The organism is Homoserinimonas sp. A447, from assembly GCF_054489325.1.
The window spans coordinates 1,402,701-1,424,604 of the sequence record NZ_JBTMWW010000001.1 but is presented as its reverse complement, the minus strand read 5'-3'; the positions used below and the strand labels follow the sequence as shown (position 1 = coordinate 1,424,604).

At 62.0% G+C, this 21,904-nt stretch carries 12 protein-coding genes and 3 rRNA genes; 11 read left to right on the top strand and 4 right to left on the bottom strand.

From position 1 onward, the window contains the following. Nucleotides 1-732 precede the first annotated feature (732 nt). Complete coding sequence (locus tag ACX3O0_RS06935; RefSeq protein ID WP_459107235.1) at nucleotides 733-4,389, top strand: hypothetical protein; 3,657 nt, start codon at nucleotides 733-735, stop codon at nucleotides 4,387-4,389. A 152-nt stretch (nucleotides 4,390-4,541) separates the two neighbouring features. On the opposite strand, the gene ACX3O0_RS06930 is transcribed toward ACX3O0_RS06935, so the two are convergent. Beyond that, nucleotides 4,542-5,906 (bottom strand): recombinase family protein, encoded by a 1,365-nt coding sequence (locus ACX3O0_RS06930; protein ID WP_459107234.1) that lies wholly within the window; start codon nucleotides 5,904-5,906, stop codon nucleotides 4,542-4,544. Between the two features lie 46 nt (nucleotides 5,907-5,952). On the opposite strand from ACX3O0_RS06930, the gene ACX3O0_RS06925 reads away from it, so the two are divergent. Further along, nucleotides 5,953-6,324, top strand: coding sequence for a DNA-3-methyladenine glycosylase (locus ACX3O0_RS06925; protein ID WP_459108457.1), 372 nt, complete (start codon nucleotides 5,953-5,955; stop codon nucleotides 6,322-6,324). A 6-nt stretch (nucleotides 6,325-6,330) separates the two neighbouring features. Here ACX3O0_RS06925 and ACX3O0_RS06920 read toward each other — a convergent pair whose 3' ends face one another. From ACX3O0_RS06920 to ACX3O0_RS06910, 3 genes are all read right to left on the bottom strand, one after another. Continuing rightward, a complete protein-coding gene (locus ACX3O0_RS06920; protein ID WP_459107233.1) occupies nucleotides 6,331-8,439 on the bottom strand; it encodes a RecQ family ATP-dependent DNA helicase in 2,109 nt (702 codons plus the stop codon). Between the two features lie 65 nt (nucleotides 8,440-8,504). Continuing rightward, nucleotides 8,505-9,059 (bottom strand): hypothetical protein, encoded by a 555-nt coding sequence (locus ACX3O0_RS06915; RefSeq protein ID WP_459107232.1) that lies wholly within the window; start codon nucleotides 9,057-9,059, stop codon nucleotides 8,505-8,507. Further along, nucleotides 9,056-9,700: a DNA-binding protein gene (locus ACX3O0_RS06910; RefSeq protein WP_459107231.1), complete on the bottom strand. Its 645-nt coding sequence runs from the start codon at nucleotides 9,698-9,700 to the stop codon at nucleotides 9,056-9,058. Before ACX3O0_RS06910 ends, ACX3O0_RS06915 begins: the two co-directional genes overlap by 4 nt. Nucleotides 9,701-9,867: 167 nt before the next feature. Between ACX3O0_RS06910 and tyrS the strand changes: the two genes are divergently transcribed. The 9 genes from tyrS (at nucleotide 9,868) to ACX3O0_RS06865 (ending at nucleotide 21,896) form a co-directional block, all read left to right on the top strand. Beyond that, nucleotides 9,868-11,175: a tyrosine--tRNA ligase gene (gene tyrS, locus ACX3O0_RS06905; RefSeq protein ID WP_459107230.1), complete on the top strand. Its 1,308-nt coding sequence runs from the start codon at nucleotides 9,868-9,870 to the stop codon at nucleotides 11,173-11,175. Between the two features lie 48 nt (nucleotides 11,176-11,223). Continuing rightward, a complete protein-coding gene (locus tag ACX3O0_RS06900) occupies nucleotides 11,224-12,471 on the top strand; it encodes a DUF4190 domain-containing protein (RefSeq protein WP_459107229.1) in 1,248 nt (415 codons plus the stop codon). Nucleotides 12,472-13,087: 616 nt separating this feature from the next. Then, nucleotides 13,088-14,610, top strand: a 16S ribosomal RNA gene (locus ACX3O0_RS06895). Between the two features lie 481 nt (nucleotides 14,611-15,091). Further along, a 23S ribosomal RNA gene (locus ACX3O0_RS06890) occupies nucleotides 15,092-18,215 on the top strand. 139 nt (nucleotides 18,216-18,354) lie between these two features. Continuing rightward, a 5S ribosomal RNA gene (gene rrf / locus ACX3O0_RS06885) occupies nucleotides 18,355-18,471 on the top strand. The 16S, 23S and 5S rRNA genes sit together here, the layout of an rRNA operon. A 212-nt stretch (nucleotides 18,472-18,683) precedes the next feature. After that, on the top strand, nucleotides 18,684-19,793 hold the full coding sequence (locus tag ACX3O0_RS06880) for a hypothetical protein (protein WP_459107228.1): 1,110 nt from the start codon (nucleotides 18,684-18,686) through the stop codon (nucleotides 19,791-19,793). Then, nucleotides 19,783-20,838 carry an HAD-IIA family hydrolase gene (locus ACX3O0_RS06875; RefSeq protein WP_459107227.1) on the top strand — a complete coding sequence of 352 codons (1,056 nt, stop codon included), beginning with the start codon at nucleotides 19,783-19,785 and terminating at the stop codon, nucleotides 20,836-20,838. Before ACX3O0_RS06880 ends, ACX3O0_RS06875 begins: the two co-directional genes overlap by 11 nt. 61 nt (nucleotides 20,839-20,899) lie before the next feature. Next, nucleotides 20,900-21,064 carry a hypothetical protein gene (locus ACX3O0_RS06870; protein WP_459091673.1) on the top strand — a complete coding sequence of 55 codons (165 nt, stop codon included), beginning with the start codon at nucleotides 20,900-20,902 and terminating at the stop codon, nucleotides 21,062-21,064. Next, nucleotides 21,057-21,896, top strand: coding sequence for a TlyA family RNA methyltransferase (locus ACX3O0_RS06865; RefSeq protein ID WP_459091675.1), 840 nt, complete (start codon nucleotides 21,057-21,059; stop codon nucleotides 21,894-21,896). The genes ACX3O0_RS06870 and ACX3O0_RS06865 overlap by 8 nt, the downstream gene beginning before the upstream one ends. The last annotated feature ends 8 nt before the right edge of the window (nucleotides 21,897-21,904 follow it).

The following is a 21,904-nucleotide window of genomic DNA, read 5'->3' as shown; positions in this document are numbered from 1 at the left end:
CGACGATTTCCTAGTCACCTAAGCCGCAGTCAGGACTGATGCGCCCTCGGCACAATGGCGGCCCCCTCGCGTTTGCGTGCCGGTGTGGTGCCGGTGAAGGTTCACAAACTGCCCCCAATTGCGGCGAATTGCAAGAACGGCAAGGCTATCGTCGCCCATGAATCGCTTGAGGAACCGCGAGATCGACCGCAACTGCTCCTACGGCCAACACGTTTACACCGTGGATCTCATTAGTTCGATCTCGCTTGTGTCCACTTCGAGAGACTCAACACCGTTGTTTTAACCCCGTGTTCGCAGTTGGCCGATCACCCGAGCAAGCGAATCTACGATGTATTCGATGTGTCTGTCGGCGCCACCTGAGAGGATCGTGGCGTGCCTAGAAAGAAGAAATCGAAACGTGGGAAGCCGAGACCACAGCACCTCCGTCCGACTTCGACTGCGTCTTCGATATCGCTAGCAGTATCTAACGATCCGGATACGTCGGCTCGCCTCATTGATGAGTGGAGTGGAACAAGAAGCGGAGCCTGGGCGAGTAGGGGCTTCGACTTTCAACACACAGTCGCAGCTTGGCTTGCCGTCCGGCTGATTGCCGGCGATCTTCAAGCTCAAGCGCTTGTTCCCGAGGGATTCGAGGACGTCACTATCGAGTCAGAGACTTCTCGGCATGTCCAGATCAAGTCACGAGGCGAGCATTTAGGAGCTTTCCCTGCGGGGAAGGCGAGCGGACACATCGTGGACGCATGGCTCCGACACAGCGAACGCGGCGGTGAGTCGGACAGCCTCACCATCGTGTTGGAGCGCGGTGTCGAAGGCGAAACCGGACTGGGAGAATTCGACAGACCACTCAGCGAATCCCTGGGGCAGGACTCGGTGCTAAAGGCAAGCATCGCCGCCACGGCCAACAAGCAAGGTCTCGGTGAAGGTGACCTTCAAGAGTTGCTTGATCGTACAGCCGTCTTCGGAGTCTCCTGGGCCTCTCTCGATGAGAGCAGCAGAACGCTACTTGGGACGGCCTTCGAGAGGTTACAGCCAGCGGCCCTCAACTATCTCGCACGCGAGCTTCGTACTGTCGTAGCGGAGACAGCCAGGTTGAACGCACCAGTCGATTACCTGGGCAGACAGTCTCTTGCCCGGAGTGAGCTGATACTGCGCAGCCAGCACTTCATCGAGCAAGTGGACCTGGACGCACTCGAAAGAGCTATCGCCCTCGGCATCTGTTCACCTTTGTCTCTCACCGAGGCGCTACACGATGATCGCTTTTACGAGGGTGTTGCGACACAGCCGGGGCACGTCGCTGCCGGCCTGGTCGTACCTCGGGCAGACCTGATGGGCGAAGCAGTAACCGGTGTTCGGGAGACTTCGTCCGTCATTTTGACCGGACCATCTGGTGTGGGAAAAAGCGCCCTACTCTGGTCGGTTCCGCATGCCCTACCCGGCGTCTTGTGGTTCCGTGTGAATCGTCTATCTCCCGCTGACGTCCCAGAGGTACTACGGCTGTGTCGCTCCCACCGGGTTTCCGACACGAGCCCCATTGGTCTCCTCATCGACGCAGCTGGCACAGGACAGTTCAGAGGGTGGTCTCAGCTACGCGAGGAAGCGGCCTCGACCCCAGGGCTCTTCATCATCTCAACCGCTCGGCACGAAGACCTCATGTCGCTCGGCGATCTGTCGGGATGCACGACCATCACCGTGGCCTTGGATGAAGACGCTGCCGAGGCGATCTTCAACGGTCTGCGCGATCGAAACGCCACCGACTCGCCCCATTGGAAGGAAGCATTCGAACAGGCCGAGGGACTTACCCTTGAGTTCACCCACATTCTCACGCGTGGAGAACGCCTCAGCTCTGTGATTGGTGACCAAGTGCGTCGGCGCGTCTCTGAGCGACGCAACGTCGAACTCGACCTCTTGAGTCTTTCCGCAACAGCAGACCGATGGTCTGCCACGCTGCCCGTCGACAAAGCCGCGGAAGCTTGCGGAGTATCGCAACTCGAACTCCGGGAACCGCTTGCGCGCTTGGCGGAGGAGCACCTTCTAGTTGAGCGCAACGGCACGATCTCGGGCGTGCATCAACTGCGATCGACCGCTATCTCGAACGCAATCCATGACCAACCGCCCCCGACCCTCGACCACACGATCAGTCGGCTGCTCCCTGCTCTCGCACCTGAACAAGTCAGACGGTTCATCCCCAATGCACTCAGAGACGAGCCTCAGCTAGACCAGCTGATTCACGACGCCGCGCTGCACGAATGCAGCGATGCCGTCAAGCTGACCGCGTATCTTCGAGGACTACGTCTCTTCGACTTCTACGAGCGGGCGGTCAACTGGACCGGCATAGCTGAACGGCATGGAATCCCGCCCGCGAATCAGCCCATGGCTCAACTGTGCGCGATCACAGGTACCGTCCTTCCTGACTTCTTTCCGGAGGAGTTCAACCGGGCTGTGTCGGAAATGGCTGCCGCGCCCGAGGCTTCACGAGGATCAGCGCTGATCGCCGCGATCGGTGCTCGGCGACTCGCCGAGGCGCTCGTCACAGCGGACGATGTCGATCTCGCGAATGAATTGCTGTTCGAACTCCAAGGAAGCGAGATCGACATCGCAACTGAATGCCGATCCGCGCTCTCGGCTTCCAGCCTCCTCGCCGAAGCGATGCAACACGCGCCGATAGAGCAAGTCGCAAACATCCTGGCGACGACGAATTCTCTTGACCCGGACCTCACCCAGACACTCATAGAGTCGTGCGGAGGGGAATCCGCAATAGAGGCCAAGATCAAGAGTGCTGACCCATGGATCATCGACCTCAGGATTGACGAATCTGGCAACGAGGCGGTCGCCTACGCTCGTGTCCTTCATGTCGCCGATGCCATCCACGGCGACCCGCACGATCGAGTGATTGCACTCGGGCGACTCCTCCTGCGCTGCTTTCCCAGAACCACGCATGTTGACGTCAAGCTGGTGCTCCCAGGAGGACACGACTACCAAATCGGTCAGCACCAACTTGGTTCCACCAACCTCCGCCGAGAGTATGACCACTCCGAACTAAAGGTGGCATGGAACCAAGAACGCATACGCGTAACCAACACAGTCCTCGGTGCCACTGACACGGAACGTCTCGCTGCCGCGCTTCCCCTCATCGAGGCCGCATCCCGACTCACTCGCATCGTCAGTGGCGCTTTCACCGCTGCCGATGTTCGAAATGTCGACACGAATCAGCTTGCGGATGAGATCAACGCGCTGGGCGAGCGAGCCAATCAGATCGGACCACGCCTCAATGGACGTCCACGGGGGTCCGACATCGACGGGGGTAAAGAGTCTGCGTCGTTGATCGCAGATCCACTCTCGGGCCTTGTCACGGACCTCACAGGCAACATATTCCCACGGCTCACGAACCTAGACAACCCTGCGGCACTCGCAGCGCACCTCAGCGATCATGTGATCGCGAAATCACTCCACCGCGCGCAAGAAGAGCCGTGGCACCTGCTCGGCTACGACACATTCCCGGACAGCCTTGCGACTCTCGAAACCGATCTACATAGTCTCCTCGCCGTCGTCGCCGCACTTGCCGCCGACCCAGCATCAAACACGGCTCTCGTGCGCGCGGCACGCGCTGGACGGCGTGAGGGCTCACTTGCCAGAGCCGCGGATGCCGCCCGTGGCTTCACGAGGCGCAGACTGCAAACCAGGAAAGCTGAACTAGAGCAAGTCGGCAAGGAGACTGGTTGGCGATTCCGAGTCCACATGCCAAAGGAAGATCGCTATCAGCTCGTCCCCGAGCGACTCATAACCCTCGACGTTCCGTCACTCATTGACTGGAGCAATGCCCTTGCAGAGATTGGCGTGGCCCTCCAGAACGCGGGAGCGCCGGAAGAGAAGTTCGTTCTTGTTCCGATCCGCAATGGGAAGCCTGTCGAGTCACTTGCGATGACCTTGATCGCTTCGCTGATACCAGCCGGGGCGCTCGGGCACTGGGCGACCAATCTGGCCCAACCGCATGAGACTCCATTGACCGAAGCGCTCGATGAGACGGTAACTTCAGTTCAAGTCGCGTCGGGGGTCTTGGCGCTGCCTGAGTTACAGCGAACACACAGTGCTGTCGCTAAGGTCTTGGGAGACGCGAAGCAGGGATTCGCCCGATCTAGGCGGAAAGTTGAACAAGCGCCCACGGACTCGATAACCGAGCAAATCGCTTTGTTTCTCGACGCACTTGAAGAGGCGCTTACGAGCGAGGAGGCCGGCGAATCCGTCGGCGGGGACATCGCTAGCCAGCTGCTGCGAATGGTGACACAAGGCCATCAGACGGAACTGACGATCGCACTGGCGACCGTGCGGCTCATGGCACTGGAGTGGGATATCGATCGCGATACCGCTCCGACACTGTTTGGACTGCCCTAATCAGAAGCGGTGAGGTTGGCATTCAGTCAGGTGAGGAGGCGCCAGGCAGTCGTGCGGTGCTCTTCGATGTGGACGGGTCACTCCTCGACGTGCGTTTGCTCGTTTTCTTGTCTGCCGAACGAGCCGTGGGCGATCCACCCTCTACCGGGTGCTCAGGCTTTCCACCGAAGCTCGATCGCTTCTGGGTTGAACCGGTTGCCTCGCCCGGTCGGGTGGATGCCAACGGTGAGCAGTGAGAGGATCGCCGCCCGTCGCGCTGGGGTGGTCAACCGGCCCCACGCCTCCGTCACATTGGCAGCGGCCAGGAGCGGTGCTACAACACGGCTCCCCTCTGCCTTGACCAGTTCCAGCTCGATGGCGTCGAGCCGGCCCAGAATGGCCTCGTTGGCGGCGCGGACCTGCACGAGGGTCATGCCTCCCAGGCCGTAGTCGGCACCGAGTCCGGCGAGGCGGGCCCGAAGGACTGTTGCTTCCTCTGTAAGCCCGGCTGTCTCGACCGGCTTCTCCTGGGCAGCCGCGAGGGTGTCCTCTCGTGTGAGCCGGGCAATGACCGCCTGCACGACGTACTCCTCCAGCTGCTCAGCATTCCGGCCGACATGCTGGGCTGGCTTGCACGCGTACATGCGCACCTTCCGGCTGGTGTAGGCAGTGCGAGCCGGTCCTTCGCAAACACCACAGAACGTGACGCCGACGAGCAGGTGCTTGCGGGCGCCGCCTCCCGGGTGGGCGCCTGAGGTGAGCATCCTCTTCGCTACCAGCCACTTGCTCTCTTCGACGATCGGCTCCCAAATCGCCTTACCGATGATCTCTCCGTGGTGTGCGATCAGTCCGGCGTTCCGCGGATTCAAGAGCATGGTTCGAACTGTCGTCTGACGCCACGGGTTGCCGGCTGTTGTCGGTGCTCGCTCGGTGAGCCACCGGGCAATCTGTGACTGGTTCGATCCCGCGATGAGCATGCGGTACGCCTCCCTGAGGAGGTCCGCCTCTGTCGGGTGGTGAGTGATGGCGTCGCGTTCGAATCCGAATGCGCGAGTGTTCGCCCATGGTCTGCCGGCTTTGGCCCGCTGGTCGTGGGCGGCCTTTTGCCGGTCACTCTTCATTTTCATTTCGCCGCGAGCGACACTCGCCAAGACCCCCGCAGTGATCTGTCCGGCGGCTGAGGACAGGTCGAGGTCACCGTCGGTGGTGGTGAGGATCACCCCGTGCTCGTCATGAAGGTTGATCCAGTCTTCGATCTCTATCGGCCGCCTGGTGAGCCGGTCGATCTTCCACACGACGACAGCGTCGAGGTAGCCGTTCTTCACGTCCTCGATCAAACGCTGGTATTCGGGGCGCGGCTTCTTCGCGGTCGCGCTGACAGAGTTGTCGACGTATTCCCCGGCAAGTTCCCACCCCTTATAAGAGAGGTACTTCATGCAGGCTTCCCGTTGCCGGTCGACTCCAGCGCCTTCCCCGCTCCGGTCTAGGCTGATTCTGAGGTAGATCGCAGCCTGGACAGGGGCCTTCGTTTTGGACATCTAGCGAGCGTATCCCGACATTGGCATTAAGTATGCATCCTTGGGCATGCACACCTGCGCGAACGTGGTCTGCTCACCGGACGGGACGGCTTCCGGCCTCCTGCTGCGTGCCGGTGAGGTGGTGGAGGGCATCGAACTGGCCCGCAGCCGACGGCTGACGACGCGCAACGATGCAGACCTCGCACGCGGGCCGGCCAGGCTCACGGTCGCCATGGGGATTGTGCTGAGAGACGGGGGAGTGGACCTGGAGACGGGTCGCATCCGGCTTCAGCTGGCCGACGAGGAGAGCGACTTCCTCACCGGCCCCCGCACCGGGCTGTCCGGGCCGGGCGGGGGAGACGACTACCCGTGGCGCTTCTGGGTTCCCGGGAAGAAGAGCGTCTCGCCGTACAAGCGGCACTCGCCGAAGCTGCGGTAGCCGCGGTCACCCGCGCACTGCCAGGGCGAACGGGAGCACCGCCGGCGCGCCGGCCTGGAGCAGCGTACGAGCCGCGACCGTCATGGTCCACCGGCTGTCCACCAGGTCGTCGATCAGCAGGACGGGCCGCTCCAGGGTCCGGATGTCGTCCGCCAGGTCCTGGGGGACAGCGAACCGGTCCCACACGGCAGCCAGGCGGTACGCGCTGTTGCCGCCCGGCTCACCGCTCGGCCCGCCGCCCGCGTGTTCGAGGGAGCCGAGGTGGGGCAACCGCCCCGCCGCTGACAAGCCGGCAGCCACTGATTCGATGAGGAGCGGATGCGTACGGGAGGGCACCGTGACGATGGCACCCGGGCGCTCCGCCCACCCCCACTCCGCCAGCACCCGCACGCAGGCGTCGATCATGGCGGGGGAAGCGGCGGTATCGACCGCGCCCGCGGCGAAGAGTTCCCGCATGGTGCCGCCCCAGCCGAGGTCGGTGAGCCGGGCGAGCACCCGGCCCTCCAGCATCCGCTCATCAGCGTTGATCCGGCCCTTCACCGGTACACCGAGCCGATCCGCACCCGTGGGCCACTGCGCCCTCGGTTCAAGTGGTACGCCGACCTTGTCCAGGGAGGCGCTTGCCGAAGCGGCGGCGGTCGGCTCGACGGACGTCGGGTACCAGGCTCCGGCGCAGTTGTCGCAACGCCCGCACGGTGCCGCGGTCTCGTCGTCGAGTGATCGCTGCAGGTACTCCATCCGGCAACCGTCGCCTCGTTCGTAGTCGACCATGTGACGTTGCTCGGCAACGCGCTCTGCGGCGATCCGCTCGTAGCGTTCGGCGTCGTAGGTCCATGGCTGCCCGGTGGAGATCCAGCCGCCCTGAACCCGTTGCACGGCGCCGTCGACATCGAGCACTTTGAGCAGGAGCTCGAGCGGTGTGCGACGGATGTTCACGCGGGCTTCCAGCGCCGGCGTCGAGGTGGCTGATTGCCGGTCCAGTGCGGCGATGACCCGTTCCGCCCGTTCGCGGTCCGGCATCGAGGCCGTGGCGAAGTAGCGCCAGATCTCGGGGTCTTCGCTTCCGGGAAGCAGGAGCACGTCGGCGTTGTCGGTTGCCCGGCCGGCGCGTCCCACCTGCTGGTAGTAGGCGACCGGTGATGAGGGTGCGCCCAGATGCAGTACGAAACCGAGGTCCGGCTTGTCGAAACCCATCCCGAGCGCGCTGGTGGCGACGAGTGCTTTCACCTCGTTGCGCTTGAGCATGCCCTCGGACTCCTCACGCTCGCCCGTGTCGGTCTTCCCGGTGTAGGCACGCACGGCATGGCCCGCGTCGCGCAACAGGCGTGCGGTGTCTTCCGCCGCACTCACGGTGAGGGTGTAGATGATGCCGGATCCTGGCAGCTGGTCGAGGTGGCTGAGCAGCCAGCCGAGGCGTGTCTTCGAGTCCGGTAGGCGCAGCACGCCGAGGCGCAGCGATGCGCGAGCAAGGGGGCCGCGGATGGTGACGACGTGAGTTCCATCAGCTCCCAGCTGGTCGGCGACATCCGCCACTACCCGGCTGTTGGCTGTCGCCGTCGTGGCGAGCACGGGGATGCCAGGAGGCAGCTGGCCGATGAGGTCGCGCAACCGCCGGTAATCCGGCCGAAAGTCGTGGCCCCAGTCGCTGATGCAATGTGCTTCGTCGACGACGAGCATGCCCATTCGTGCGACCAGCGCCGGAAGCTGCTGCTCCCGGAACTGCGGGTTGTTGAGCCGCTCCGGCGAGACCAGGAGCACATCGACCTCGTCCTGGTCCAGCTGTCGCACCACATCAGCCCACTCGTGGGCGTTGGTGGAGTTGATGGCCACCGCGCGAACCCCTGCGCGGCCGGCCGCCTCGATCTGGTCCCTCATGAGTGCGAGGAGGGGCGAGACCAGCACGGTCGGTCCCGCGCCGCGCTGGCGCATCAGCAGGGTTGCGACGAAGTACACGGCAGACTTGCCCCAGCCGGTGCGCTGCACGACGAGGGCCCGGCGGTGGTCGTCGACCAGCGTCGAGATTGCCTCGTACTGCCCGTCATGGAAGTCGGCGGTATCCGACCCGACGAGCCGTCGCAGGATGGTCAGGGCGGATGCTCGGGTCGCGTCGGTCATGTACCCACCCTGTCAGCGTCCCCTGACAACGGGTGTTGTCGATGCCGCAGGCGACGGCGACCCAGCTAGCTCAGGGCGAGTACGACGACCGCGGCACTCGCGCTTGCCCAGATCAAGCTGACGAAGCTGCCGATGATGAAACGCTCCCTGGCTTCTGCGGCATCCAGTTCGGTGAACCGCCCGACGCCCTTGACGGCCACGATGACGGCGAGCGCAGCCGGGAGTCCGGCGACGATGGTGCTCGCAACGGCCAGGCGTTCGAGCAGCCCGATCGCGAGACCCCCGCGCAACACCTCTCGAGGCTCGGATTCGACCAGGATTCCGCCGTGCGGGCCGTTCGGCACGCTGCCCCTGGTGGCGAGCCTCAGGCTGGTGGTCGCGGCCGGACCACCGCCGACGACGGCCAGAGCGACTCCCGCGAGGCTCAGGAGGACCGAGAGGATGGGTGTACTGCCAGGGCCGGGAAGGGCAGCCACGATGATCGCAGCCAGGAGGGCGGCCGCGGCTCCGCCGATCAGCCAGTGCGATTTCGCGTTCCACGCCAGGATGGCCAGGGTCAGGGACACCCCGGTGAACAGGAACAGGGCCACCCAGTAGAGGATCGCCAGCCATGTCGTCATGGGTGCTCCTTGGTTTCGGTTGGCCCGGTTACCCGGTCGAGGTTGTGGAGGAGCCTAACAATGGTCGGCAACGCCTGCCGTTCGATTTTTAGCGCGGCGGCGGATGCACGGGCACTGGCCGCGGCCGGGGTGATCCCCAGAACGCGCGCGGCCTCTGCCTGGGTGCTCGTGGTCTCCAACGTGTCGTGGAGCTCCCATCCTTGCTGACTCCTCTTCTTGCGGACCTCCAGCAGCAGGTCGATCACGCTCTGCACATCCCGGGAGTTCGGCCAGGCGTCAGCGGTTTCGCCGGCGGCGTCGGCACGAACCGCGAAGCGGGTGGGACGCTTTTTGGCCTCGCTCACCGCATCCCGGGCAGCGTTGAACGCGGGTCCGGATGCCTCGCGCGTCTCGGCGGGCAAGGGGCGGCGCACAGCGCCCACCCCGATCCCGACGCTCCAGTTTCCGCTGCGGGCGAGCCGGAGGGCGATCTGCAGCACGGTGTCGGCGTCGTCGGTAAGCACCTGTATCTCGTCACCGGCGTTGCGGTCGGCCGGCAGGGTGAGGGTTTCCGAGTAGTCGTCGTTGAGGACTTCACGCCAATGGCCGACGAGGTCTTTAGTGGTCCGACTCGACTTCTGGTCGGCTGAGATGACGAACATGGAACCTCCAGCATCAAGCCTGCACATCGTACTGCGGCTAAACAAGGCTACATCCCTAACGTCGTCAAATCAAGCCTTAAAGCCTAACCTTCGTGAAGTAAGCCTCCATCCTTGATCGATGGCAGCGTGAAGACGGTACTCGGACAACCTCGGATACCCTGTAACCCGTGTCGACACCCCCATCCGCTGCCCTTGCCCATCAACGCAACGACGAGTCCTTTGCCGACGTCTGGGATGAACTCGTCTGGCGTGGCCATGTTCATGTCTCGACCAATGAGTCCGAACTGAAGAAACTGCTCGCCGGGCCGCCCATCGTCTACTACTGCGGGTTCGACCCCACCGCGCCGAGCCTGCACCTCGGCAACCTGGTGCAACTCCTGGTCATGCGGCGCCTCCAGTTGGCCGGACACAAGCCGCTCGGGTTGGTGGGAGGATCGACCGGCCTGATCGGCGACCCCAAGCCCACCGCAGAGCGCACTCTCAACGACGCGAACACGGTCGCCGAGTGGGTCGGCTACCTGCAGGGGCAGGTGTCCCGGTTCCTCAGTTTCGAGGGGGGCAACGCGGCTCGCCTGGTGAACAACCTCGACTGGACCGCTTCCCTCAGCGCGATCGACTTCCTGCGAGACGTCGGCAAGTACTTCCGGGTCGGCACCATGCTGAAGAAGGATGCGGTCAGCGCCAGGCTGAACTCGAGCGAGGGCATCAGCTACACCGAGTTCAGCTACCAGATCCTGCAGGGCTTCGATTTCCTCCAGCTCAACCGCCAATACGGTTGCGTGCTGCAGACCGGTGGGTCAGATCAATGGGGCAACCTGATTAGTGGGACTGATCTCATTCATAAGGCGGATGGCGGCACCGCCCACGCCATCGGCACTCCGCTGGTCACCAATTCGGATGGCACCAAGTTCGGGAAGAGCGAAGGCAACGCCATCTGGCTGGACCCGAACCTGACCAGCCCGTACGCCCTGTACCAGTTCTGGCTGAACACGGACGACGCCGATGTGATCGACCGCCTCAAGGTGTTCACCTTCCTCAGCCGGGCGGAGATCGAACGGCTGGCGGATGCTGTGGTCTCCGAGCCGTTCAAGCGCGAGGCCCAGCGCACCCTGGCGCACGAAGTGACCACTCTCGTTCACGGTGAGGAGGCGACCTCTGCCGCTGTTGCCGCTGCCCAGGCGCTGTTCGGGCAGGGCGACCTCACCACGCTGGATGAGCCGACCCTGGACGCTGCGATTTCGGAATTGCCCACGGTCGAGGCTGGCTTGCACGCCACTGTCGCGCAGCTGCTGGTCGACACCGGGTTGACCGCGAGCCTGGGGGAGTCGCGCCGCGCGATCGAGCAGGGTGGCGTCTACCTCAACAACCGAAAGGTGGCCAGTGCCGCGGAAACGCTGGAGGGCAGCCTCCTGCACGGCCGGACCGCCGTGCTGCGGCGAGGCAAGAAGACGTTGGCGGGGGTCACTGTCAGGTGACGCTGAGTTCGATCACTATGATGTGGGCTGGAAGATCTAGGGGAGTTCGTGGACGATCAGACACGCGGTGAGACGCCGGGCTCAGGCCCAGGTCTCGACGTACCCCTCAAACGCGACCGCAAGCGCCTCCGCAGCTCGGAGCCGCCGCCCGAGCGGTCCACTGCCCCGACCGAACCTCCTGCCGCGCGCTCGAGCGTTCCCGTCGAGGAGTTGCGTGAGCCGGAACTGACGCCGGTGGAAGAGTTGTTCGCCGGAGCCTGGACGGCTTCCCTTCCGGCGCAGGCCATGCCGGCGTCGACCATCTCGCCGGAACCTCTGGGTTCGGTACCGATGCACCATGTACCGACGAACTCGGTACCGATGAGCGCAGCACCCGCGAGCCTGGACCCGATAACACCCCGAACGGATGCGCCCCGAACGGATGCGCCCGACCACGACGACCCGAATACGGATGACGCGGAGCCGTCCAACGAGGCGCATCGGGCCAGGCGTTTCCTGAGCTTCGGCAATTCCCGGAGGTCCAGGCAATCCTCTGAGGGTCCGGTTGACGTCGCCGCGGCAGTGCGCGCTCCCGTCCCGGCCCAGCCTTATGTGCCGCCCGGTGGTTTCTCCGGTCCCGGCCATCCGCGGCTCGGCCCGCTGGCTCCGATGCCGCCTGCACGGCATTCCGGGCTGGCCGGCCTCGATGTCGCCGCGCTGGTCATGGCGGTCATCCTTCCGCCGATCGGCTTGATCACCGCGATCGTCGCCCTGGTCCGCGGCAAGCAGCTACGCGGATGGGGGTCCGACCTGGCTCGCGCGGCGATCAGTGTGTCCCTGGTCATGACGGTGGTTTTCGCCGGCGTTGGCGCGTATGTCTGGGCGTCCGAGACAGAGAAGGCGGAGCAGCTGGCCGCGTTGAAGGCCGATCAGCGGGCACATCAGCTCGTCGAGGTCGCCAGCGAACCGTTCTGCGGCGTACTCGCTGCACACCCCACGATCTACGCGACGGCAGACCCGGACTACGGGTGGCCGGCAGTGGATGCGCCGGAAGGCTACAACGCCGCCATCGCGAACTACGCTGCCGTTTGGGCAGAGCTCGCCGCCGTGGCACCCGAAGGCATCGCCGAAGAGACCGCAGCGATTTCCGCCCGAGTGGCAGGAGTGGTCAACATCGCCAACGCCCTGGGCGCCAGTAACCGCGCGGGTGACCTGTTGGGGCTGCACGCGCAGAACGACCTCGCCACGGTGGAGTCCTGGTACGTCGAGTACTGCGACGTACCCGAGGTCCCTGCGCCCGAAACCCCCGTGGAATAAGGAAAGCGGGCGGCGACACGCCCGGGATGGCGGCAGATTTGCCACGCCCCGGCCCGCCGCGTAAAGTTCTTACTTGTCACCCCAAAGGTGCGGAAAGCGGAAGAGCTTACCGGCCTCAAGAGGGACTAAATCCGGTCTGATCCACATCTCATCTTGAATGAGCGTGAATCTAGGCATAGGATGAATACCCCACTCTCCCAAACAGTTCGAGATAGATAATTTGCGCTGTCTGGGGCTCGGTCAGGCGACCGATCGGCGGCTTCGAAAGAAGCCGGCGGGTCGATTTGACACTGAGATTCAGAGTGGTAAGTTAGAGAAGTTGCCCTGGCAGCCGAACCGCAAGGTAAAGCACCAGGAGCGTCCGATCCTTGAGAACTCAACAGCGTGCACAATGTCAAATGCCAAAAACCTCGTGCATTGAACCTAGTTTCTAGCTAGGCGAAATGCAGGAGATTCCTTTGGAAAAGATATAAACAAAACAAGCAAGTCAGTAATGATTTGTTCTTGTCAGTTTCAAACTTGTGCCATGTCCGCCCATTCCGGCGGCTTGACACACTAGATGTGCCACTGCGCTGCTAGGGAGCAATCTTTAGCGTGTGGAGTGTGCAATCAAACATTTACGGAGAGTTTGATCCTGGCTCAGGATGAACGCTGGCGGCGTGCTTAACACATGCAAGTCGAACGATGAAAGCCGGAGCTTGCTCTGGCTGGATTAGTGGCGAACGGGTGAGTAACACGTGAGTAACCTGCCCCAGACTCTGGGATAAGCACTGGAAACGGTGTCTAATACCGGATACGAGCTTCAGCCGCATGGCTAGGAGCTGGAAAGAATTTCGGTCTGGGATGGACTCGCGGCCTATCAGGTAGTTGGTGAGGTAACGGCTCACCAAGCCGACGACGGGTAGCCGGCCTGAGAGGGTGACCGGCCACACTGGGACTGAGACACGGCCCAGACTCCTACGGGAGGCAGCAGTGGGGAATATTGCACAATGGGCGCAAGCCTGATGCAGCAACGCCGCGTGAGGGACGACGGCCTTCGGGTTGTAAACCTCTTTTAGTAGGGAAGAAGCGAAAGTGACGGTACCTGCAGAAAAAGCACCGGCTAACTACGTGCCAGCAGCCGCGGTAATACGTAGGGTGCAAGCGTTATCCGGAATTATTGGGCGTAAAGAGCTCGTAGGCGGTTTGTCACGTCTGCTGTGAAAACTGGAGGCTCAACCTCCAGCCTGCAGTGGGTACGGGCAGACTAGAGTGCGGTAGGGGAGATTGGAATTCCTGGTGTAGCGGTGGAATGCGCAGATATCAGGAGGAACACCGATGGCGAAGGCAGATCTCTGGGCCGTAACTGACGCTGAGGAGCGAAAGCATGGGGAGCGAACAGGATTAGATACCCTGGTAGTCCATGCCGTAAACGTTGGGAACTAGATGTAGGGTCCATTCCACGGATTCTGTGTCGCAGCTAACGCATTAAGTTCCCCGCCTGGGGAGTACGGCCGCAAGGCTAAAACTCAAAGGAATTGACGGGGGCCCGCACAAGCGGCGGAGCATGCGGATTAATTCGATGCAACGCGAAGAACCTTACCAAGGCTTGACATATACCGGAAACGGCTGGAAACAGTCGCCCCGCAAGGTCGGTATACAGGTGGTGCATGGTTGTCGTCAGCTCGTGTCGTGAGATGTTGGGTTAAGTCCCGCAACGAGCGCAACCCTCGTTCTTTGTTGCCAGCACGTAATGGTGGGAACTCAAAGGAGACTGCCGGGGTCAACTCGGAGGAAGGTGGGGATGACGTCAAATCATCATGCCCCTTATGTCTTGGGCTTCACGCATGCTACAATGGCCGGTACAAAGGGCTGCAATACCGTAAGGTGGAGCGAATCCCAAAAAGCCGGTCTCAGTTCGGATTGAGGTCTGCAACTCGACCTCATGAAGTCGGAGTCGCTAGTAATCGCAGATCAGCAACGCTGCGGTGAATACGTTCCCGGGCCTTGTACACACCGCCCGTCAAGTCATGAAAGTCGGTAACACCCGAAGCCAGTGGCCCAACCGCAAGGAGGGAGCTGTCGAAGGTGGGATTGGTAATTAGGACTAAGTCGTAACAAGGTAGCCGTACCGGAAGGTGCGGCTGGATCACCTCCTTTCTAAGGAGCACTCGAGGATGCGTCTGTATACAGCGCTATTGACCTCGTAGCCATTTCGGAGACATACGTTCTCCGGTGGCGCTCATGGGTGGAACATTGACATTGTGACCAGGTAAGGATCTTGCCTCTCAGTACGTCATCTTCGGATGACTGGAACGGAAGCGGATGCGAGCCTGGTCTTCTGCACGCTGTTGGGTCCTGAGGGACCGGGCCGGCACGAGGGGAACCTCGGGCTGACTGGAATCTCGGGACCGACGACATCTTCGGGTGTCACGGTCTTCGGACCCTGGTCTGAGTCGCACGTTTGCGACGACGAAGGGGTACCGCCCGTAATTTGAGAACTACACAGTGGACGCGAGCATCTTAGACTCGCAAACGAACTCAGGACTTGTCCTGGGTGACTTTGTGATGTCTATTCAATGATCTAGCAAAATTGCATTGTTTATTCAATGCAACTGCTGGGTCTTTGTGCAAATTTTGTCATCAAGTTTTTAAGGGCAAACGGTGAATGCCTTGGCTTCTGGAGCCGAAGAAGGACGTATAAATCTGCGATAAGCCTCGGGGAGCTGATAATAGAGCTTTGATCCGAGGATTTCCGAATGGGGAAACCCCGCTGGGCACAGCAATGTGACCCAGTGACTCCCGCCTGAATATATAGGGCGGGTAGAGGGAACGTGGGGAAGTGAAACATCTCAGTACCCACAGGAAGAGAAAACAACAGTGATTCCGTGAGTAGTGGCGAGCGAAATCGGAAGAGGCCAAACCGATCATGTGTGATAGCCGGCAGGCGTTGCATGGTCGGGGTTGCGGGACTTTTCAGCAGTTACTGCCGTACTGCAAGCGTTACAAAGGAATATAGACGAATGGTATTGAAAGGCCAGTCATAGAGGGTGCCAACCCCGTAGTCGAAATGTTCCAATGGCGCGAGAAGTATCCCAAGTATCACGGGGCCCGAGAAATCCCGTGTGAATCTGTCAGGACCACCTGATAAGCCTAAATACTCCCAGAAGACCGATAGCGGACAAGTACCGTGAGGGAAAGGTGAAAAGTACCCCGGGAGGGGAGTGAAATAGTACCTGAAACCGTTTGCTTACAAACCGTTGGAGCCTCCTTAGTAGGGGTGACAGCGTGCCTTTTGAAGAATGAGCCTGCGAGTTAGTGATATGTGGCGAGGTTAACCCGAGTGGGGAAGCCGTAGCGAAAGCGAGTCTGAATAGGGCGATTCAGTCGCATGTCCTAGACCCGAAGCGAAGTGATCTATCCATGGCCAGGTTGAAGCGCGTGTAAGAGCGCGTGGAGGACCGAACCCACTTCAGTTGAAAATGGAGGGGATGAGCTGTGGATAGGGGTGAAAGGCCAATCAAACTTCGTGATAGCTGGTTCTCTCCGAAATGCATTTAGGTGCAGCGTTGCGTGTTTCTTGCCGGAGGTAGAGCTACTGGATGGCCGATGGGCCCTAAAAGGTTACTGACGTCAGCCAAACTCCGAATGCCGGTAAGTGAGAGCGCAGCAGTGAGACGGTGGGGGATAAGCTTCATCGTCGAGAGGGAAACAACCCAGACTACCAACTAAGGTCCCAAAGCGTGTGCTAAGTGGAAAAGGATGTGGAGCTGCATAGACAACCAGGAGGTTGGCTTAGAAGCAGCCACCCTTGAAAGAGTGCGTAATAGCTCACTGGTCAAGTGGTTCCGCGCCGACAATGTAACGGGGCTCAAGCACACCACCGAAGTTGTAGATTTCGTGTATTAGCTAGGCATCCGCAAGGGTGTCCAGGCGCACGGAGTGGTAGGAGAGCGTCGTGTGGCCAGCGAAGCGGCGGTGTAAACCAGCCGTGGAGGCCACACGAGTGAGAATGCAGGCATGAGTAGCGAAAGACGGGTGAGAAACCCGTCCTCCGAATGAACAAGGGTTCCAGGGCCAGGTTAATCCGCCCTGGGTAAGTCGGGACCTAAGGCGAGGCCGACAGGCGTAGTCGATGGACAACGGGTTGATATTCCCGTACTGACGAAAAACCGCCCAAACCAATCCAGTAGTGCTAAGAGTCCTAATCCGGATGACGGATCCCTTCGGGGTGAAGCTTCCGGCCTAACGCTCGACCCCGTTCTGGTGCGGTTAGCGTATTAACAGGTGTGACGCAGGAAGGTAGCTGAGCCGGGCGATGGTTGTCCCGGTGTAAGTGTGTAAGCCGGGGGATAGGCAAATCCGTCCCCCATATAAGGCCCAGGCACGATGCGTACCCCGCAAGGGGGAAATCAGTGATCCTATGCTGCCAAGAAAAGCATCGACGCGAGGTTTTAGTCACCCGTACCCCAAACCGACTCAGGTGTTCAGGTAGAGAATACCAAGGAGATCGAGAGAATCGTGGTTAAGGAACTCGGCAAAATGCCCCCGTAACTTCGGGAGAAGGGGGGCCTGAAGCGTGAAGGGATTTACTCCCGGAGCGCCGTATGGCCGCAGAGACCAGTGGGAAGCGACTGTTTACTAAAAACACAGGTCCGTGCCAAGTCGCAAGACGATGTATACGGACTGACGCCTGCCCGGTGCTGGAAGGTTAAGAGGAACGGTTAGCCGCAAGGCGAAGCTGAGAATTTAAGCCCCAGTAAACGGCGGTGGTAACTATAACCATCCTAAGGTAGCGAAATTCCTTGTCGGGTAAGTTCCGACCTGCACGAATGGCGTAACGACTTCCCAGCTGTCTCAACCGCGAACTCGGCGAAATTGCACTACGAGTAAAGATGCTCGTTACGCGCAGAAGGACGGAAAGACCCCGTGACCTTTACTACAGCTTGGTATTGGTGTTCGGTGTGGCTTGTGTAGGATAGGTGGGAGACTGTGAAGCTGGCACGCTAGTGTCGGTGGAGTCATTGTTGAAATACCACTCTGGTCATATTGGATATCTAACTTAGATCCGTAATCCGGATCAGGGACAGTGCCTGGTGGGTAGTTTAACTGGGGCGGTTGCCTCCTAAAAAGTAACGGAGGCGCCCAAAGGTTCCCTCAATCTGGTTGGCAATCAGATGTCGAGTGTAAGTGCACAAGGGAGCTTGACTGTGAGACTGACAAGTCGAGCAGGGACGAAAGTCGGGACTAGTGATCCGGCAGTGGCTTGTGGAAGCGCTGTCGCTCAACGGATAAAAGGTACCTCGGGGATAACAGGCTGATCTTGCCCAAGAGTCCATATCGACGGCATGGTTTGGCACCTCGATGTCGGCTCGTCGCATCCTGGGGCTGGAGTAGGTCCCAAGGGTTGGGCTGTTCGCCCATTAAAGCGGTACGCGAGCTGGGTTTAGAACGTCGTGAGACAGTTCGGTCCCTATCCTCTGCGCGCGCAGGAAATTTGAGAAGATCTATCCCTAGTACGAGAGGACCGGGATGGACGAACCTCTGGTGTGTCAGTTGTTCCGCCAGGAGCACCGCTGATTAGCTACGTTCGGAATGGATAACCGCTGAAAGCATCTAAGCGGGAAGCCAGCTTCAAGATGAGATTTCCATGACTTAGGTCGAGAGGCTCCCAGCTAGACTACTGGGTTGATAGGCGGGGTGTGGAAGTGCGGACTAACGACGCATGGAGCTGACCCGTACTAATAAGCCGATAACTTGATAACAACTTATTCTTCGTGAATACGAACGATTTGCGTGCTTGCGTCCACTTTGTGGTTCCCGATTTACGGTCGGGAACTGCTGACAATCCTCAGCCCAGGGCTGAGCGCATTGTCCGCGAACTGATTGATAAATCAATAGAGTTTCGGCGGCCATAGCGAGAGGGAAACGCCCGGTTACATTCCGAACCCGGAAGCTAAGACTCTCTGCGCCGATGGTACTGCAGGGGGGACCCTGTGGGAGAGTAGGACACCGCCGGACAATATTTAGAAATGGCCACCACTGTGTTTATTGAACGCAGCGGGTGGCCATTTCGCTTTTAACGAGTGTTCCGCGGGTCGAGCCTTAGGCTGGTCGCGCGAGCGAAGCGAGGCCTGTGCTGAGCTTGTCGAAGCATCGAGACCCCACGGGTCACGCTCATTTACCGGAACCCGCACGACCAGCACCGCACAACAAACTCAACAGGAGCAACCGTGACCGATTCAGGTGACCGCGACCGCCGTCCAGGCGGCAAGCCGGACGGACAGCGCCCTGACCGCAAGGGTCCCGCTCGTGGAGCGCCCCAGGGCGACCGGGGTCCACGGCGCGACGGGGATCGACCCGACCGCGGTGGAGTTGATCGCGGGCGTCCCGACCGCGGTGGAGCAGACCGTGGACGTCCTGAGCGTGGCGGAGCCGGCCGTGGCCGTCCAGGTGAGAAGGGTGCCGACGAGAAGCGCGTCTGGACCCGCGACGGGAAACCGGCACGCGGCGACCGGTCGGCGAGCCAGCGGGAGACTCCTGAGGATCGCGACCCCTACGGCACCAAGTCGGTGCGGTCACGTCACGATGACCCGGATATCCCGGAAGACGTCACTCCGAACCAGCTGGACCGGGTTGCCCGGGCCCAGCTGAAGACCCTGAGCAAGGACAACGCCGAGGGCGTGGCCAATCACCTGGTGATGGTTGCCCGCCTGATCGACACCGACCCGAAGCTCGCCTACGAGCACGCGGTATCGGCTGCCCGTCGCGCCGGCCGAATCGCGGTGGTGCGGGAAACCCTGGCCATTGCCGCGTACACGATCGGCGACTTCGCCATGGCGCTGCGCGAATTGCGCACCTACCGCCGGATCTCCGGGCTGAATGACCAACTCCCCATGATGGTGGACAGCGAACGCGGGCTTGGCCGACCCGACAAGGCACTCGAGCTCGGTCGCTCCGTGCCGCGGGAGACACTGCCCGTTGACGTACAGGTCGAATTGGCCATCGCCATGTCCGGCGCTCGGCTCGATCTCGGCCAGACGGATTCGGCACTGACCGAGCTGCAGATCCCTCAGCTCGACCCCAACACCGCGTACTCCTACAGTGCCGCCCTGTTCGCCGCGTACGCCGCCGTACTGGAAGACCTGGGCCGTGCCGCTGACGCCGAAGACTGGTACCGCCGGGCGGATGTCGCTGCCGAGGCGTGGAACCCGGACGAGGAAGACGACTCGGTAGAGGTGTTCGAGGAGGAGCTCGAGGATTCCCCTGCTGAAGAGAAGCCGGCAGCGGTTCAACAGGATTCCGAACCGGACACCGAAGACACCACGCCCGATGAGGCGTAAGGGCTCGCTCAGCGGCACCCCGCTGGACGGTGTTGACGCTCTGCTGGTGGACCTGGACGGCGTCGTCTACACCGGCTCGAGCGCAGTGCCGTTCGCGGTGGACAGCATCAACCGGGCGGCCGAACGGATGCGCGTCGGTTACGTGACCAACAACGCCTCCCGAGTACCGGCATCCGTTGCCGACCAATTGAACGGCTACGGCCTCACCGTCGCCCCGGAAGACGTCGTCACCTCGCCGCAGGCTGCCGTGCGGCTGCTCGTGGACCTGGTTCCGGCCGGGTCGACCATCCTGGTGGTCGGGGGAGAGGGCCTCACCACAGCGGTGTCCGGAGCCGGTTTCGCGGTCACCGACTCCGCCCTGGACAACCCGGCGGCCGTGATTCAGGGGTTCTCGCCGGACGTCGGCTGGAAGCACCTGGCTGAGGCGTCCTTCGCACTGGGCAGTGGCAGCACAAGCAGCAACGGCGCCCGCGGCAGCGCGGGTGCCGGGATCCCCTGGGTGGCGACCAACACCGATTGGACCCTGCCGCAGGAGCGAGGGCTGGCACCGGGTAACGGCACGCTCGTTTCCGCCGTCCACCTCGCCGTGGGGCGCCTGCCGGTGGTTGCCGGCAAGCCGGAGACGCCGATCTTCGAGGAGGCGGCGATGAGGTTCGGTGCATCGCATCCGCTGTTCATCGGTGACCGCCTCGACACCGATATCCTCGGCGCGAATCGGGCGGGAATCGCATCCGTGCTGGTCCTCACCGGCGTCGATGGTCCTAAGCAGGTACTCGCGGCCGACGCCAAGTCCCGCCCCACCTTCGTGGTGGACGACCTGCGCCAACTGCACGAACCATACCCGGAGGTCACCGAGACGGTGGACCGCTCAGGATCAAGACTGGTCACCGTCGGAAAATCCAGGGTGCGGATGTCCGAGACGACCGTGCGGATCGAACGCGCCGGCAACCGGCGCATCGACCTTCTGCGGGCCGGCGCTGCCGCAATCTGGGGTTCGGGACGCTCCATCCACGTGCTCGACGTCGAGCCCGGCCTCTACGAGTGACAGCGTGCAGATCACGGAACGCCATCGCGGACCTGCTCTCACTGTCGGGTAACGTGGCGGTATGAGCGCTGAAGGCAACGAAATCGACCAGGTCGACGGCCTCGTCTCACAGCTGCGCGTGATCGAGGACCAGCCGCTGGACGCCCGGGCGTCGGCGTTCACCCAGATCCACGACCGGCTGCGGTCGACCCTCGAAGGCGGAGACAGTCCACAACGCCATGCCTGACGGCTGGGGAAGCGCACACGCCAAGGCCGAGCCGGCCGAGACCCAGCGAGCGGATGCCGCCCTGGCCGCTCGCGGGCTGGCGCGCTCGCGCACGCAGGCCGCACGGCTGATCGCGGACGGGCTCGTCACGCTCGACGGAGCGCCCGTCGTGAAGGCATCCACCCCGGTCCGTGACGACCAGTCGCTCGCCGTCGTCGGCATCGACCACTACGTCAGCCGGGCGGCGCACAAGCTGAGCGCGGCGCTGGACGCCTTCCCGGTACAGGTCGACGGTCGGCAGGCGCTGGATGTCGGAGCGTCCACCGGAGGGTTCACCCAGGTGCTGCTGGAGCGCGGCGCCCGGTCGGTCGTGGCACTGGACGTCGGACACGGGCAACTCGACCCGCTGATCGGCCGCGACGACCGGGTGAGCGTGATCGAGGGGTTCAATGCCCGGGAGCTGACACCCGACGCGCTGCAGGCTGCTGCCGGGCATCCGCTTGACGTCCAGCTGGTCGTCGCCGACCTCTCCTTCATCTCGTTGCCGATCGTGCTGCCGGCCGTCGTGGCGACCGTCGGCCTGACCGCCGACTACGTGCTGCTGGTGAAACCGCAGTTCGAGGTCGGGCGCACCGGCATCCGCGAAGGCATCGTTCACGACCCAGGCCTGCGAACGGATGCCGTCACCGGCGTGCTCTGGGCGGCCTGGGACCTCGACCTTCCCACCGCCGGGGTCATCCCCTCACCAATCGCCGGAACGGCGGGTAACCGCGAGTATCTGGTCTGGCTGAGTGCCGCTGCCGGGAGCAATCCGACAGAATGGTTAGACCGCGTCACCGAACTGTGCCGCTGAGCCGGCTC